A 16,202-nucleotide genomic window follows, 5' to 3' on the forward strand; every position below is an offset into this window, starting at 1 on the left:
ATTGCCAATGCCATCATCTGGCTATACTTCAGCCACTATCCGCAGTACGCCTGGCCATCCCGCCCAGGCCAGGGAGTGCCTGTCGTGCGTCGTGCCTTCGTGCTGTTGCTTACCCTGCTGTTCTGCCATACGGCGCTCGCCTTCGAACTGGACGACAAGGCCAGCGGCGCGTGGCTCAACGATCACCTCGAACTGCTGCAGGAACGTGACGGCCCGCTGTCGCTGGAAGCCGTGCAGGCCAGCCGCGATTTCGTCCCGGCCAACGGCCGCACCAGCGTCGGCCAGAGCCCCCACGGCTGGTGGCTGCGCCTGGACCTCGACCGCCGCACCACCCCGCCCGGCGGTTGGTGGCTGGAGGTGGACGCGGTCAATCTGAAGGACCTGCGCCTCTACGTACCCGACGCACAGGGCATCTACCGGGAAACGCTGTCCGGCGAGGCCGTTCCCTTCGCCCAGGGCCGCGACCGCGACTACCGCCGCCCGATCTTCCACCTGCCCGAAGGCAACGGCCCTGTGCGCCTGTATGCCCGCGTCTACGATCCCGCCGGCAACTCCTTCCCGCTGCGCATCTGGTCGCTGGACGACCTGCAGGACCACCGCGCCGATACCAGCCTGGTCCTCGGTTTCATCTACGGCCTGATCGCCGCCCTGCTGCTGTACAACCTGTTCATCCTGCTGACCCTGCGCGACCCGGCGTACTTCTGGTACGTGCTGACCACCGCCAGCGCGCTGCTGTTCAGCTTAGGGATGAGCGGCCATGGCTTCGAGTACTTCTGGCCCGATCACCCGGTACCCTGGTGGCTCGACCGCATCACCCTGCCCTCGCTCTGGGGCCTGTGCGTGCACCGTTTCACCATCACCCTGCTGCAGACCCGCCGCCACGTGCGCTGGTCGCACTGGCTGCTGAACCTGAACTGCGTGCTGTATGGGCTGACCATTGTCGTAGGCGCCCTGGGCCTGCGCGGCGCGGCCGGCTGGATGCTGGTGGCCATCACCCTGATCGGCGTGCCGGCCGCCCTGGGCGGCGCCCTGGTGCGCTGGCGCCAGGGCTCGTTCCCGGCCTTTCTCTACCTGCTCGGCTTCGGTCTGGTGCTGACCAGCGTCAGCATCTCGGTGATGCGCGCAACAGGCCTGGTGCAGCCCTCACCGCTGACCTCGTACATCTTCCCCATCGCCGTGGCCATGGAATCGGTGCTTTTCTCCTTTGCCCTCACCTCTCGCATCCAGGGCCTCAAGCGCGAGCGCGCCCAGGCGCTGGAGCAGGCGGACCGCGAGAAGAGCGCTCGCCTCACCCTGATGCAAAGCGCCCAGCAGGACCTGGCGACAGCCGTGGCCGAGCGTACCGCCGAACTGACCCAGAGCAATCAGCTGCTGCGCGAGCGCGAGGCGCAACTGCAGCATGCCGCACACTACGACCCGCTGACCGGCCTGCCGAACCGCCGCTATCTGGTAGAGCACGCAGAGCTCGCTCTGGCCCATGCCCAGCAGAACGGCGAGACCCTGGCCCTGATGCTGATCGACCTCGACCACTTCAAACCGATCAACGACAGCCACGGCCACGACGCCGGCGACTTCATGCTGCAGAACGTCGGCAATCGCCTGCGCCAGTGCGTGCGCGGCAGCGACTGTGTGTCGCGCCTGGGCGGGGATGAGTTCGCGGCGCTGATCTCCGGACCCGACGCCGAGGGTCACGCCAAGGAAATTGCTTGCCGCATCCTCAACGAGCTGTCGCGGCCGGTGAAGTTCGACAACCTGGAGTTGCGCGTTACGCCCAGCATCGGCGTCGCCATCTATCCCAGCCACGCGATGCAGTTCAGCAAGCTCTACAAGGCCGCCGACCAGGCACTCTACGAAGTGAAAGGCAACGGCCGGGCCGCCTATGCCCTGGCCAGCGAGATCAACGAGGCCGCCGGGGAAACCAGCGATCTCTGGCTGGAAAGCGAAGACCGCGCCTGATCAGCTGCGGTAGCGACGCGGCACGCGGGCGGTGACCTTGGTCAACAGCTCGTAGCCAATGGTCCCGGCGTGGGCCGCCACCTCGTCCACCGGCAGGTTGGCGCCCCACAGCTCAACGCGGTCACCCACTGCGGCATTGGGCAGGTCGGTCAGGTCTACCGCCAGCATGTCCATCGACACGCGCCCGGCCAGCCCCGTGCGCTGGCCCTCCACCAGCACCGGCGTGCCACTCGGCGCGTGGCGCGGGTAGCCATCGGCATAACCGCAACTCACGGTGCCGATGCGCGAAGGCCGCTCGGCCACCCAGGTTGCCCCGTAACCAACACTTTCCCCCACCGCCACCTCGCGCACGGCGATCAGCTGCGCCTCCAGACTCATGGCCGGGCGCAGGCCCAGCTCGGCGGCGCCGATGTCAGAGAAGGGCGTGGCGCCGTAGAGCATGATACCGGGGCGAACCCAGTCCATGTGCGCGGCGGGAATGGTCAGCACGGCGGCGGAGTTGGCCAGCGAGCGCAGGTCGAAATCCAGGTCCAGCACGCTGAGGAAGCAGGCCACCTGGTCTTCGGTCAGCTCGTCGCCGCGCAGGTCGGCGTTGGCGAAGTGACTCATCAGGTTCAGCTCGGCCACCTGCGGTGCCCGGCGAAGGCGCGAATGCCAGTCGCGTAGTGCTTCGGGCGAGAAGCCCAGGCGGTGCATGCCGCTGTCCAGCTTCATCCACACATTGAGCGCACTGGGCAACTGGGCGGCGAGCAGCGCCTGGGCCTGCTCAGGGCCCTGCACCGCCACGTCCAGGCGCAACTGGGCGGCGATCAGGTATTCCGCCGGCTCGAAGCAGCCTTCCAGCAGCAGGATACGGGCGCCGGCCTGCAGGGCGCGCACCTCGGCGGCTTCTTCCAGGCAGGCCACTGCGAAGCCATCCGCCTCGTCGTGCAGGCAGCTCACCACCTCCCGCGCGCCATGCCCATAGGCGTTCGCCTTGACCACCGCAAAGGCATCACGGCCGGGCGCACAGCGCTTGGCGACGGCGTAGTTGTGGCGAATGGCGGTTAGATCGACGTGGGCGACGAGCGGGCGCATGGCGGCCTCTGCAAAGAAAACGGGCGCCTATCTTAAGGCGCCCGTCGGTCATGCGGAATGCGGCATCGTCACTCGTCTTCGAAGTTGTACATACCCGGCGCGAGGTTCTCGAAGCGGCTGTAGCGGCCGAGGAAGGCCACCCGCACCGTGCCGATGGGGCCGTTACGCTGCTTGCCGAGGATGATCTCGGCGACGCCCTTGAACTCGGTTTCGGGGTGATACACCTCGTCGCGATAGACGAACATGATCACGTCGGCGTCCTGCTCGATCGCACCTGATTCGCGCAGGTCGGAGTTCACCGGGCGCTTGTTGGGGCGCTGCTCCAGCGAGCGGTTGAGCTGGGAGAGCGCCACCACCGGGCAATTGAACTCCTTCGCCAAGGCCTTGAGCGAGCGGGAAATCTCGGAAATCTCGTTGGTCCGGTTGTCGCCGGCGGAACCGGGGATCTGCATCAGCTGCAGGTAGTCGACCATGATCAAGCCGATTTCGCCGTGCTCACGGGCCAGGCGGCGGGTCCGCGCGCGCATTTCCGAGGGCGAGATGCCGGCGGTGTCGTCGATGAACAGCTTGCGGTCGCTGAGCAGGTTCACCGCCGAGGTCAGGCGCGGCCAATCCTCGTCGTCCAGCTTGCCGGTCCGCACCTTGGTCTGGTCGATGCGCCCGAGCGAGGCGAGCATACGCATCACGATGGAGTCGGAGGGCATCTCCAGGGAGTACACCAGGATCGCCTTGTCGCTGCGCATCAGGGCGTTCTCCACCAGGTTCATGGCGAAGGTGGTCTTGCCCATCGACGGACGGCCGGCAACGATGATCAGGTCGGACGGCTGCAGGCCGCTGGTCTTCTCGTCGAGGTCGGTGAAGCCGGTGGTGATACCGGTCAGCGCATCCGAGGTGTTGAACAGGTGGTCGATGCGATCGATGGTCTTGACCAGGATGTCGCCGATGCCCACCGGCCCGCCGGTCTTGGGACGCGCTTCGGCGATCTCGAAGATCTTGCGCTCGGCTTCGTCGAGCACTTCGTTGGCGCTGCGCCCTTCAGGGTTGAAGGCGCTGTCGGCGATGTCGCTGCTGATGCCGATCAGCTGCCGCAAGGTGGCGCGCTCGCGGATGATGCCCGCGTAGGCCTTGATGTTCGCCACCGAGGGCGTGTTCTTCGCCAGCTCGGCGAGGTAAGCAAGGCCGCCCACCTGGGACAGTTGCCCTTCGCGCTCGAGCTGCTCGGAGAGGGTCACCACGTCGATCGGCTGGTTGGCTTCGGCGAGCTTGTAGACGGCGCGGAAGATCAGGCGGTGGTCATGGCGATAGAAGTCGCCATCGGACACGGCATCGGAGACGCGTTCCCAGGCGTTGTTGTCGAGCATCAGGCCACCCAGCACTGCCTGCTCGGCTTCGATCGAGTGCGGCGGCACCTTGAGGGAAGCGGTCTGCAGGTCGTATTGCTCGGGAATGGTGATGTCGTTCATGGGCTCTTCGTGTTGTGTGAAACGGCGGAAAAACAAAGGGCACGGACCGAGGATCGGTACCGTGCCCATTGTTATTGGACTGATTCACCCAGGCAAGCCGTGTGAATCGTCCTAGCGACGGATCGCTTACTCGGCGACTACAACCACGTGCAGGGTTGCATCAACATCCATGTGCAGTTGCACTTCGATGTTGTACTCGCCTACAGCGCGCAGGGCGCCGTCGGGCAGGCGAACTTCGCTCTTTTCCAGCGGGTAGCCGGCAGCCGAAACGGCGTCGGCGATGTCGCGGGTGCCGATCGAACCGAACAGTTTGCCTTCGTCGCCAGCGTGGGCGCCGATGGTCACGATCAGTTCGGACAGCTGGGCAGCACGAGCTTCAGCGGCAGCTTTTTTCTCAGCAGCGGCTTTTTCCAGCTCTGCGCGGCGCTCTTCGAAAGCAGCGACGTTGGCAGCGGTGGCAGCGGTGGCTTTGCCCTGCGGCAGCAGGTAGTTACGAGCGTAACCGCCCTTTACGTTCAGCTTGTCGCCCAGGTTGCCCAGTTTGGCGATCTTTTCCAGCAGGATGACTTCCATTTGAGTCTTACCTCTTAACTTTTAACCTTCACCGTTCGCAGCTTTCTGGCGCTTGGCCAGGCGACCGCGAAAATCAAACAGACTGTCGACTACGGCGACAAGACAGATCACATTGCCCAGTACGAATACCAGCAGGTACAGCGGTGCGAGCCAGAAGCCCGGGAGCCTCTTCAGCGCGGCCAGGCCGTGCCCCAGTGCGATCCCGGCGAACAGCAGCGGGATCATGCACAGCGGCGCCAGCATGGTGGCCGCGGGCCCTGCGAAAGGCAGTGCCACAACGCCGACCAGCAGCGCTACAGCCGTGCCCGGCGACAGGCGCAGTGCGCGGAACTCGCGGCCAAACCCTTCCGGGTTGAACAGTACTGCTTGCCAATAACGCGCCAGCATCAGGCACAACAGGCTGATCGTCTGCAGCGAGGCTGCCATCAGGCCGGTGATGGTCGGAACCATCTCCGCCTGCAGGGCGGCCATCTGCTCCGGCGAAAGCTTGGCTTCGGCCAGAACCTGCGGCAGCGCCTTGCCGAATGCATCGGCAAGACCTGCGACCAACCCGGCCGACACCGTGCTGAGCAGCAGCACGAACACCGCACCGAGCACAACGCTCGCCAGCATCACCTGGTTCCAGGACACCTTGCTGCGCAGAACCTGCGCCAGCACGGCACTACCCACCAGAACCAGACTTACGCTGGGGTCACCCAGGTACCACCAGGCCAGTGCCGGAAGCAGCGCCCAGGCCAGGATGCCAAAGGCATCGCTGGGACCACGGCGCAACAGCACCAGACTGCCTGCTGCGGCACCGAGCCAGAACAAAGGCTGCAGTACCGCGGCTGCGACGACCACCAGGGTCGCCTGCATGCGGCCTCGCATGACAAATTCAGCCAATGCGCGCATGCGATCTATCCATCAATTCCAGTCGACTGCCCGATCAACGGCCGTGGCTGTCGGTGTAGGGAAGCAGGGCCAGGTAACGGGCGCGCTTGATAGCGGTCGCCAGCTGACGCTGGTACTTGGCTTTGGTGCCGGTGATACGGCTCGGAACGATCTTGCCGGTTTCGGAAACGTAGGCCTTCAGGGTGTTGAGATCCTTGTAATCGATCTCTTTCACGCCTTCAGCGGTGAAACGGCAGAACTTACGACGACGGAAGAAACGTGCCATGTGTGTGGCTCCTCAATACTGGTCCGGGATTACTCGTCAGCGCTGTCGCGGCTATCATCGCCGTCAGCGGACTCGCCCTCGTTCGATTCGGGACGCTCACGGCGCTCGCGGCGCTCGTTGCGGCTCTCTTCGGCCTTCAGCATTTCGGACTGGCCGGTAACGGCTTCGTCGCGACGGATGACCATGTTACGGATCACGGCGTCGTTGTAACGGAAGTTGTCTTCCATTTCTGCCAGGGCCTTGGCGGTGCACTCGACGTTCATCAGAACGTAGTGAGCCTTGTGCACGTTGTTGATGGCGTAAGCCAGCTGACGACGGCCCCAGTCTTCCAGACGGTGGACTTTGCCGCCGTCTTCTTCGATGGCCTTGGTGTAACGCTCGACCATGCCACCGACTTGTTCGCTCTGGTCCGGGTGAACCAGGAACACGATTTCGTAATGACGCATAAATGCTCCTTACGGATTGCAGCCTGCCGACAAAGCGGTCAGACAAGGAGTGAATGATTTTTTCCTTGCCACTCGGTAGGACGCGCGAACGCCTGCCCGGACGACAAGGGCCGACATTCTAGAGAAGCGCGCCGGGGGGCGCAAGGAAAACTGGTGAAACTTTGAACAGCGCGAGGCGGAGCAACCCGCCTCGCATGGGGGACGTCAGGCGCCGGCCTTGAGCTGGCGCTGGCGGACGATCTCGAACAGGCACACGCCGGTGGCCACCGAGACGTTCAGGCTGCTGACGCTGCCCTGCATCGGCAGCTTGGCCAGGTAGTCGCAGTGATCGCGGGTCAGGCGGCGCATGCCCTTGCCCTCGGCGCCCATCACCAGCACGGTCGGCCCGGTGAGGTCCAGCTCATAGAGCATCTGGGTCGCCTCGCCGGCGGTGCCGACGATCCACAGGCCGCGCTGCTGGAGTTTCTCCAGGGTACGCGCGAGGTTGGTCACCGCCACCAGCGGGATCACCTCGGCCGCGCCGCAGGCAACCTTACGCACGGTGGCATTGAGGGTGGCGGACTTGTCCTTCGGCACAATGACCGCCAGCGCGCCCGCCGCATCGGCGGTCCGCAGGCAGGCACCGAGGTTGTGCGGGTCGGTCACACCATCCAGCACCAGCAGCAGCGCCGGGCCAGCGGAGCGCTCCAGCAGCTCCTCCAGCATGTTCTCTCCCCACACCTGGCTCGGGCTGACCTCGGCGACCACGCCCTGGTGCACGCCTTCGGCCCACTCGTCCAGTTCCTTGCGGTCGCGCGTCCCCACCGGCACGCGCGCCTGACCGGCCAGCTCCACCAGCGCCTGGACCCGCGGGTCCTGGCGGCCTTCGGCCAGCCACAGCTGCTTGACCCGTTTCGGATGATGGCGCAGCAGCGCTTCTACGGCATGGACCCCGTAGACCTGTTCCCACTGACTCATTTCTTCGCCTTACGCTTGCTGGCCGGAGCACCACCGGACGCAGCGCCCTTGGGCGCGGACGAGCCCTTGCGGTGCTTGGACGGTTTGGCGGACCGGGATTTCTGTTTCGAAGGATTGCGCGGCTTGCCCGCGGCAGGCGCGCTCCTGCCTTTGCCACCCGCCGGCTTGTTGCCGCCGACCTTGGCCTCGTCGAGCAGGGCCTTCTTCACTTCGCGGCTCTTGCGCACATCCGTATTGCCGAGCATCTCCTCGGCCTTGGCGAGCATCTCCGGGGCGACCGACGGCAGCGCCTGAACCACGCCGACCTTACGCTTGCGCGGCTGCACGGCCACGTCCGGAGCGAGGTACGGATCATCCGCAACGGCACGAGGAGTCCTGGCCGGCTTGTCTTTCGCCGCCACCCCCTTGGCTGCCTTGCCCTTGGCCACTTTGCCCTTGGCGGCCGGCTCGGCCTTCTCGCCACGCTTCTTGCGGCCAATGGGCGCGCTGAGCACGTTGTCGGAGAGCTCGAAGTCGATCTTGCGTTCATCCAGGTCGACACGCGCCACGACGACTTCCACGGTGTCGCCCAGGCGGAAGCTGCGACCCGTGCGTTCGCCGCTCAGGCGATGGTGCACGGCGTCGAAGTGGTAGTAGTCGCCCGGCAGCGCAGTGACATGCACCAGGCCTTCTACGTAGATGTCGCTCAGCTCCACGAAGATGCCGAAACCGGTGACTGCGGTGATCACGCCCGGGAAGGTCTCACCCACGCGCTCGCGCATGAACTCGCACTTCAGCCAGTTGGTGACGTCGCGGGTCGCTTCATCCGCACGGCGCTCGGTCATCGAGCACTGCTCGCCCAACTGGGCCAGGCGGGCTTCGTCGTACGGATAGATACGCGCCTTGGGCATGCTGGCGGCACCAACGCGCTGCACGTGCTCGGAGGCCGCCTTGGAGCGGATCAGGCCACGGATGGCGCGGTGGGTCAGCAGGTCCGGGTAGCGGCGGATCGGCGAGGTAAAGTGTGTGTAGGCCTCGTAGTTCAGGCCGAAGTGGCCGGCATTCTCGGGGCTGTACACCGCCTGGCTCAGCGAGCGCAGCATCACGGTCTGGATCAGTTGCAGGTCCGGGCGGCCCTGGATGGACTCCAGCAGCTTCTGGTAATCCGCCGGCGTCGGGTCGCCCTTGCCGCGATAGAGCGTCAGGCCGAGTTCGCCGAGGAACTGCCGCAGGTTGTTCAGCTTCTCCTGCGGCGGGCCGTCGTGGACGCGGTACAGCGCGGGAATCGCATGCTTCTCGAGGAACCTGGCGGTGGCCACGTTGGCCGCCAGCATGCACTCCTCGATCAGTTTGTGCGCGTCATTGCGCTGGGTCGGGCGGATTTCCGAGATCTTGCGGTCCGCGCCGAAGACGATGCGGGTTTCCTGGGTCTCGAAATCGATCGCCCCACGCACATGGCGCGCGCCGACCAGGACCTTGTACAGGTCATAGAGCGTATTGAGGTGCGGCACCACCGCCGGCAGTTGCTCCTTCAGGCGCTGGCCTTCGGGGCTGTCCGGGGTTTCCAGGTACTGGCTGACCTTGGTGTAGGTCAGGCGCGCATGGGAATGGATGACCGCCTCATAGAACTGGTAGTCGGTCATCTTGCCGGCCTTGGAGAGATTCATCTCGCAGACCATGGCCAGGCGATCGACCAGGGGATTCAGGGAGCACAGACCGTTGGAGAGAATCTCCGGCAGCATCGGGATCACGCGCTCGGGGAAGTACACCGAGTTGCCGCGCTTGGCCGCCTCTTCATCCAGGGCCGAACCGACCTTCACATAATGAGAGACGTCAGCGATGGCGACGAACAGCTTCCAGCCACCACCCTTGCGCTTCTCGGCGTAGACCGCGTCGTCGAAGTCGCGGGCGTCCTCGCCGTCGATGGTGACGAAAGGCAGGGCACGCAGGTCGACGCGTTTCTCCTTGTCCTTCTCCAGCACCTCGGGCTTGAGCTTGGCCGCTTCCTTCTCCACGGCCTCGGGCCAGGTGTGGGGAATGTCGTAGCTGCGCAGGGCGACCTCGATCTCCATGCCGGGCGCCATATAGTCGCCGAGCACCTCCACCACCTCACCCTGGGCCTGGCGATGCACGCTCGGCCAGACGTCGATGCGCACCTGGACGAACTGGTTGTGCCTGGCCTTGCCGGCCTTGCCTGGCGGGATCAGCACTTCCTGCTGGATCTTCGGGTTGTCGGCGACCACTGTGCCAATGCCGCTCTCGTCGAAGTAGCGACCCACGATGGTCTCGTGGGCGCGCTCGACCACTTCCACTATGGCGCCTTCGCGGCGACCCCGGCGGTCGAAGCCCGACACGCGCGCCAGGGCGCGGTCGCCGTCGAACACCAGGCGCATCTGCGTCGGGCTGAGGAACAGGTCGTCGCTACCGTCATCGGGGATCAGGAAGCCGAAGCCATCGCGGTGGCCGGCGATGCGGCCGAGGATCAGGTCGAGCTTGTCCACCGGCGCGTAGGCGCCACGGCGGGTATAGATGAGCTGGCCGTCGCGCTCCATGGCGCGCAGTCGGCGGCGCAGCGCTTCTTCCGGCTCTTCGCCGGAGAGGCCGAGCTCTTCGAGCAGCTGGGCCCGCGTCGCGGGGGCGCCGCGCTCGGCGAGATGCGCCAGGATGAGCTCACGGCTGGGAATGGGGTTGTCGTATTTTTCCGCCTCGCGGGCGGCCTCGGGATCGAGGTTTTGCCAATCGGCCATTAAAGTGCGGTCACCTTATATATAGGGGTATGGTTCGCCATCTGCTTATTGAAGCGCGAAATCCGCTTGTCGGTCAGCTTTGGGCAAGAATAAATTTTTTATCGCATCAGGGGTTTACAAGCTAAAAGGGGCTCCGTATAGTTCGCGCCCACAGCGTCAGACAGACGTTGTAACACGGAAACGATGAGCGATCATCGACTCCAGTGCCCAGGTGGCGGAATTGGTAGACGCACTAGGTTCAGGTCCTAGCGGTGGCAACACCGTGGAAGTTCGAGTCTTCTCCTGGGCACCACTTATTCAAGGATAAAGTCAGTCGCTGACGGGCTTTATCAGGCGGGTTCGGAACCCTGATAACCGAACAATAGACCGCCAGATGCAACCAAGGGTTGCATCACCGCAAGACGATGAGCGATCATCGCACCCCATGCTGAAAAGCATGCCCAGGTGGCGGAATTGGTAGACGCACTAGGTTCAGGTCCTAGCGGTGGCAACACCGTGGAAGTTCGAGTCTTCTCCTGGGCACCATCTTCAAACGAAAAAGCCGAGCACTGCTCGGCTTTTTCGTTTCCGGCGTTCGTGAAATTCAAACCTTGCGTAGGAGCGGACTTCGTCCGCGATGTGCTATCGGCTAGCTCCGAGCTGCGGGCGATCTATCGCGGACGGAGTCCGCTCCTACGAATGCGCTAGCATCCTCAAGCCTTGAACTGCCCCAGGCTGGCGCGCAGCTGACCGGCCAATCCATCCAGCACTCGCCCACTGCTGGCGGTCGCGCTCACCGCCTCGGCCGCGCGGCTCGCCTCGGCATGGATCACCTCGACGCGGCCGCGCACCGCCTCAGCGCCAGCTGCCTGCTGTTGTGCCGAATGAGCGGCAGCCTCGATGGCACCATGCACTTCTTCCACCGCACTCTGCACCTCGCGCTGCAGTCGCTCACTGTCCTGCAGCGCCGCCAAGCCCTGCACTGCCTGCTCGCGCGCCTGCCCAATGGCCGACACCGCCTCGCGCGCGCCCTCCTGCAGCGCACCGATGTGCGACTGGATATCACCGGTGGATTGCTGGGTCTTGCTGGCCAACGCGCGCACCTCATCCGCCACCACGGCGAACCCTCGCCCGCTCTCGCCAGCGCGCGCCGCTTCGATGGCCGCATTCAATGCCAGCAGGTTGGTCTGCTCGGCGATGCCATGAATCACCGAGAGCACCACTTCGATCTGCTCGCTCTGCCGCGCCAAGCGCTCGATCACGCCGGCGCCGTTCTGCACGCGCGACTCCAGGGCTTCGATCAGGCCACCCACCTTGCGAGCGATGGCCGCATTGTCCTGCGCCGCCTTGCGGATCTCACCGACCCGCGCCAGAGCCGCCTGCATGGAGCGACTCTCCATTTCGGCTTCTGCGGCCATGCCGGAGAGCGCCTCCAGGCTGCCCGCCACCTCATTGCGCTGCCTGTCCGCCGCCGCTTCGGCACTGGCACTGCGGCTGGCCAGTGCGGCGATCTCGCTGCCGGTCTGCTGCGCCACCTGCCCCGCCTCCCGCACGATGGGCTGGAGCTTGTCGACGAAACGATTTACCGCTGTCGCCATCTCGCCCAGCTCATCACGGCTGTCCAGCCGCACGCGCCGGGTCAGGTCACCCTCTCCGGCCGCCAGGTCATTCAGCGCATCGATCAGCAGGCGCAGACGATTGACCACACGACGGCCCAGCACGATCGCCAGGCACAGCAGCACACCGAGGCCGACCAGCAGCAGGCCCATGCCGATACGCCAGCGCAGCGTTCCCGCCGCGTCTTCGATGGAAGCCTTCGCGCCCAGGCTCATGCCATCCGCAGCCTGCTTCGCGGATTGCAGACGCGCGGTGAGCGCCTTGGCGCTATCAGCCGCCGCCCCGGCAAGGCTGTCGCCCACCAGTTGATCGCCACTGGCGACCAGGGCGGAAAAGCGCTGATCCAGCGCAGCGATCTGCTTCTCGATGGCCTCAGTGGAAACGCCCAGGCGCACCGTGCCGATGACCACCCCATTGGGACTGATCGGCGCCTCGACGAGGAACACCGAACTGTCATGACTGGCCGCTTCCAGCACCTTGTCCAGCGCTCGCTCGCCCTTGCCCTTCTCCAGCAGCACCTTGATCCGCGCGTCCTCGCGATTGAGGTAGCGGGTCAGGTGCTGGCCCTGCGGATCGTCATAGACCACGAAAAGCACGTTGGGGTTGGCCTGGGCGCGCCGCGCATAATCGGAAAGCAGCGGAACATCGTTGTCCCACATGGCCTTGGGCGCCACGGCCGCCAGCAGCTGCGCCAATTCTGTGGCGGATTGGCGCAGGCTCTGCTCCAGACCTTCGCGCAGCTGGCCCTGCTCTTCCTCCAGACGCGCAGACAGCGCCGAGCCCAGACGCTCACGGGTTCGCGCGGACAAATCGTTCAGCCCGGAACTGACTTCCTTGCCGGCCTGCTCCAACTCGCCGGCCAGGCGTTGCGATTCGTTACCCAGGCGCGCTCCCAGGTCGGCGACCAGGCCATCGACAGTGCTACGGGTAAGCCAGAGGGCAATCGCCAGCTGCACCAGCAGCGCGACGCCCAGGGCGATAAAAGCGGGTCGCAGCAAGCGACTGCGCAACAAAGACAGGACGGCGGACACGGCGGATTTCCTCCGGACGTAACGGATGTCTGGCGCGAAAGGCGCCAATCCGTTTCTCCAGCAAAGCGCGTGCCGCTACGCAAAGCCAAACCCCGGAAACGGCAACGGGCCGCATGAGCGGCCCGTTGCAGTGTGCAGCTGTGGATCAGCCGAACGGATGGCGCAGGACGATGGTCTCGGCGCGGTCCGGGCCGGTCGAGATGATGTCGATGGGCGCACCGACCAGCTCCTCGATGCGCTTGATGTAAGCACGCGCATTGGCCGGCAGGCCTTCCAGGCTCTGCACGCCGACGGTGGATTCGCTCCAGCCCGGCAGGTCCTCATAGACCGGCTGCAGGCCGATGTAGCTGTCAGCGTCGGTCGGCGCGTCGGTCAGCAATTCGCCAGCGGCGTTCTTGTAACCGGTGCAGATGCGCACGGTTTCCAGGCCGTCGAGGACGTCCAGTTTGGTCAGGCACAGGCCGGACAGGCTGTTGATCTCGATGGCGCGACGCAGGATGACGGCGTCGAACCAGCCGCAACGGCGGGCACGGCCGGTGGTGGCACCGAACTCGTGACCGACCTTGGCCAGGCGCGCGCCGACGTCATCGAACAGCTCGGTCGGGAACGGGCCGGAACCGACACGGGTGGTGTAGGCCTTGGTGATACCCAGGATGTAGTCCAGGTACAGCGGACCGAAGCCCGAACCGGTAGCGGTGCCGCCAGCGGTGGTGTTGGAGCTGGTGACGAACGGGTAGGTACCGTGGTCGATATCCAGCAGCGAGCCCTGGGCGCCTTCGAACATGATGTTCTCGTTGGCGCGACGCAGGTCGTGCAGCGCCGAGGTCACGTCGATCATCAGCGGACGCAGCTCATCGGCGTAGGCCATGCACTCATCCAGGGTCTTCTGGAAGTCGACGGCCGGCTCCTTGTAATAGTGCTGCAGGACGAAGTTGTGGTAGTCCAGAACCTCGCCCAGCTTGGCGGCGAAACGCTCGCGGTGGAACAGGTCGCCCACGCGCAGGCCGCGACGGGCCACTTTGTCTTCGTAAGCCGGGCCGATACCGCGACCGGTGGTGCCGATCTTTGCGTCACCACGAGCCTTCTCTCGCGCCTGGTCCAGGGCCACGTGGAAGGACAGGATCAGCGGGCAGGACGGGCTGATGCGCAGGCGCTCGCGCACCGGTACGCCCTTCTCTTCCAGCTTGGCGATCTCGCGCATCAGCGCGTCGGGCGCCAGCACCACGCCGTTGCCGATCAGGCACTGCACGCCTTCGCGCAGGATGCCCGACGGAATCAGGTGCAGAACAGTCTTCTCGCCGCCGACTACCAGGGTATGACCGGCGTTGTGGCCGCCCTGATAACGCACCACGGCAGCAGCCTGGTCGGTCAGCAGGTCGACGATCTTGCCTTTGCCCTCATCACCCCACTGGGTGCCCAGGACTACGACATTCTTACCCATAACACTTGTCCCCATCGTGGATGTTCGGTGCCGGCCGCGGCCGGCGGAAACTCGAAGTGGCGCGCCTCAGAGCGGCGCCACCTGCCAATTGCCATTGCGAACCAGCAGTTGCTGGTCGCAGCCCGCTTCGGAAGCCGAAGCCGCATCCTGCCCGGGCAGCGCCTGTACCACGCGCACGCCCTGACGGCGCAACTGCTGCACCGCCTGCCACAAGCCAGCCCCTTCGGCCGGCGCCCAGACTCCGGTGCGCGGCTCGTCGAGCTGGGCGCGACCAAGAGTGACCAGGGTCTTGAGGTCGGTCGAGAAACCGGTGGCCGGACGCGCACGGCCGAAATCGGCGCCGATGTCGTCGTAACGGCCGCCCTGGGCGATGGATTCGCCAACCCCAGGCACGAACGCGGCAAACACCACACCCGTGTGATAGTGATAGCCGCGCAGCTCGCCAAGGTCGAAGTACAGCGGCAGCTGCGGGAAGCGCGCCGCCAGCGAGTCGGCAATGGCTGTCAGATCGGCCAGCGCCGCCTGGACATTGGCCGGAGCGCCAGCGAGCACTTCGCGTGCCTGCTCCAGCACCTCGCGGCTGCCACACAGTTCGGCGAGCGCGCGGAGCATGCCGGCGAGCTCGCTCGGCAGGCCCTCGGTCAGCGCTGCGACCTCATCCACGGCCTTGCGCTGCAGGGCGTCGAACAGCAGTTGCTCGACCTCGCCGGACAGGCCGGCAGCCTGGGCCAGGCCACGGTAGATGCCGACGTGGCCGAGGTCCATGTGCACGTCCGGCACCTGGGCCATCTCGAGCATGTCGAGCAGCAGGCTGATGACTTCGACGTCCCCGGCGGAGCCGGTGTTGCCGTAGAGCTCGGCACCCAACTGGATCGGGCTGCGCGAAGTGGCCAGCGCACGCGGGCGGGCATGCAGCACGCTGCCGGCGTAGCACAGGCGGTTCGGGCCTTCGCGACGCAGGCTGTGGGCATCCATGCGCGCCACTTGCGGCGTGATGTCCGCACGGAACCCCATCAGTCGGCCGGACGCAGGATCGGTGACCTTGAAGGTACGCAGGTCCAGATCCTGGCCGGCACCAGTCAGCAGGGATTCGAGGTATTCGATATGCGGGGTGACGACGAACTCGTAACCCCAGCGCTGGAACAGATCCAGCACCTGACGGCGGGCTGCTTCAACGCGCGCCGCCTCCGGTGGCAGCACTTCTTCGATTCCATCTGGCAGCAGCCAGCGGTCTACCGTTGCCATGTCGCCTCTCTCCTTTTTTAGGCCGGGCGGCACTTCAATGAATGCAGTAAAGAAGGACGGTGCCGAGCAGCATGCTGCCCAGCCCGATGAGTCTCAGACTGCGGTCGCCAAGGCGCCCGAGCCCGCTCACGGCGTCGCGCCAGCCACGCGGATACAGGAATGGAAGGATGCCTTCCAGCACCAGCAACAGACAGAACGCCTTGCCGAATTCCTGCCACATGGCTCTCGTACATCATTCTCGCGGACGCAAAAAAGCCGGGATTTCCCGGCTGACCCATGATAACACGATTTCTCCGGCGGGCGCTGCCGCCCGCCGGAGAGTTGAAAGGGTCCGTTGATGTTTCGGCGTGAATCGCGTTGCCGCGGCAAATCACGTCAGGCTAGACGCGGGGCGACGACAATGGCCGGCCCTTGCCTAGCCCCGCAACGACGCATGGCGTGATTTGACGCGCAACCCGAAGGGACGAACCCCGTGTTGCGCGGCGCCCGGACCTCAACTCGGCATCGGGACAACTCGCAACACGGGGTTCGGCGC

General features: G+C 65.3%; 13 protein-coding genes and 2 tRNA genes. 3 read left to right on the forward strand and 12 right to left on the reverse strand.

Going from position 1 to position 16,202, the window contains the following annotated elements:
• The first annotated feature begins 84 nt into the window (after window positions 1-84).
• A complete protein-coding gene (locus tag MJ122_RS19455; RefSeq protein ID WP_239745752.1) occupies window positions 85-1,956 on the forward strand; it encodes a GGDEF domain-containing protein in 1,872 nt (623 codons plus the stop codon).
• On the opposite strand, the gene alr is transcribed toward MJ122_RS19455, so the two are convergent.
• The 8 genes from alr to rnr all read right to left on the reverse strand — a co-directional run bounded on the left by alr (window position 1,957) and on the right by rnr (window position 10,354).
• A complete protein-coding gene (gene alr / locus MJ122_RS19460; RefSeq protein WP_239745753.1) occupies window positions 1,957-3,033 on the reverse strand; it encodes an alanine racemase in 1,077 nt (358 codons plus the stop codon).
• A gap of 68 nt (window positions 3,034-3,101) precedes the next feature.
• On the reverse strand, window positions 3,102-4,496 hold the full coding sequence (dnaB, locus tag MJ122_RS19465; RefSeq protein ID WP_017518272.1) for a replicative DNA helicase: 1,395 nt from the start codon (window positions 4,494-4,496) through the stop codon (window positions 3,102-3,104).
• A gap of 126 nt (window positions 4,497-4,622) precedes the next feature.
• Window positions 4,623-5,069 carry a 50S ribosomal protein L9 gene (gene rplI / locus MJ122_RS19470; RefSeq protein WP_017518273.1) on the reverse strand — a complete coding sequence of 149 codons (447 nt, stop codon included), beginning with the start codon at window positions 5,067-5,069 and terminating at the stop codon, window positions 4,623-4,625.
• 21 nt (window positions 5,070-5,090) lie between these two features.
• Entirely contained in the window at window positions 5,091-5,960 is an 870-nt protein-coding gene (locus MJ122_RS19475) for a hypothetical protein (RefSeq protein WP_088416188.1), read from the reverse strand.
• Between the two features lie 34 nt (window positions 5,961-5,994).
• Entirely contained in the window at window positions 5,995-6,225 is a 231-nt protein-coding gene (rpsR, locus tag MJ122_RS19480) for a 30S ribosomal protein S18 (RefSeq protein WP_003095634.1), read from the reverse strand.
• Window positions 6,226-6,254: 29 nt separating this feature from the next.
• On the reverse strand, window positions 6,255-6,671 hold the full coding sequence (gene rpsF, locus MJ122_RS19485; RefSeq protein ID WP_017518275.1) for a 30S ribosomal protein S6: 417 nt from the start codon (window positions 6,669-6,671) through the stop codon (window positions 6,255-6,257).
• Between the two features lie 204 nt (window positions 6,672-6,875).
• Window positions 6,876-7,628 carry a 23S rRNA (guanosine(2251)-2'-O)-methyltransferase RlmB gene (gene rlmB, locus MJ122_RS19490; RefSeq protein ID WP_045216244.1) on the reverse strand — a complete coding sequence of 251 codons (753 nt, stop codon included), beginning with the start codon at window positions 7,626-7,628 and terminating at the stop codon, window positions 6,876-6,878.
• The gene (gene rnr / locus MJ122_RS19495) at window positions 7,625-10,354 is read right to left on the reverse strand and encodes a ribonuclease R (RefSeq protein ID WP_239745754.1); all 2,730 of its coding nucleotides are present in this window, start codon (window positions 10,352-10,354) and stop codon (window positions 7,625-7,627) included. Before rnr ends, rlmB begins: the two co-directional genes overlap by 4 nt.
• Before the next feature lie 205 nt (window positions 10,355-10,559).
• Between rnr and MJ122_RS19500 the strand changes: the two genes are divergently transcribed.
• A tRNA-Leu gene (locus tag MJ122_RS19500) sits at window positions 10,560-10,646 on the forward strand.
• A 146-nt stretch (window positions 10,647-10,792) separates the two neighbouring features.
• A tRNA-Leu gene (locus MJ122_RS19505) sits at window positions 10,793-10,879 on the forward strand.
• A gap of 167 nt (window positions 10,880-11,046) precedes the next feature.
• Here MJ122_RS19505 and MJ122_RS19510 read toward each other — a convergent pair.
• From MJ122_RS19510 to MJ122_RS19525, 4 genes are all read right to left on the reverse strand, one after another.
• Entirely contained in the window at window positions 11,047-12,981 is a 1,935-nt protein-coding gene (locus MJ122_RS19510; protein ID WP_239745755.1) for a methyl-accepting chemotaxis protein, read from the reverse strand.
• A 145-nt stretch (window positions 12,982-13,126) separates the two neighbouring features.
• A complete protein-coding gene (locus MJ122_RS19515; RefSeq protein ID WP_088416184.1) occupies window positions 13,127-14,422 on the reverse strand; it encodes an adenylosuccinate synthase in 1,296 nt (431 codons plus the stop codon).
• Between the two features lie 66 nt (window positions 14,423-14,488).
• On the reverse strand, window positions 14,489-15,667 hold the full coding sequence (locus tag MJ122_RS19520; RefSeq protein WP_239745756.1) for an ATP phosphoribosyltransferase regulatory subunit: 1,179 nt from the start codon (window positions 15,665-15,667) through the stop codon (window positions 14,489-14,491).
• 34 nt (window positions 15,668-15,701) lie between these two features.
• Complete coding sequence (locus tag MJ122_RS19525) at window positions 15,702-15,887, reverse strand: DUF2065 domain-containing protein (RefSeq protein WP_037012084.1); 186 nt, start codon at window positions 15,885-15,887, stop codon at window positions 15,702-15,704.
• Between the last annotated feature and the right edge of the window lie 315 nt (window positions 15,888-16,202).

This window comes from Pseudomonas sp. DP-17 (assembly GCF_022380625.1).
Lineage (GTDB): Bacteria > Pseudomonadota > Gammaproteobacteria > Pseudomonadales > Pseudomonadaceae > Pseudomonas > Pseudomonas nitroreducens_A.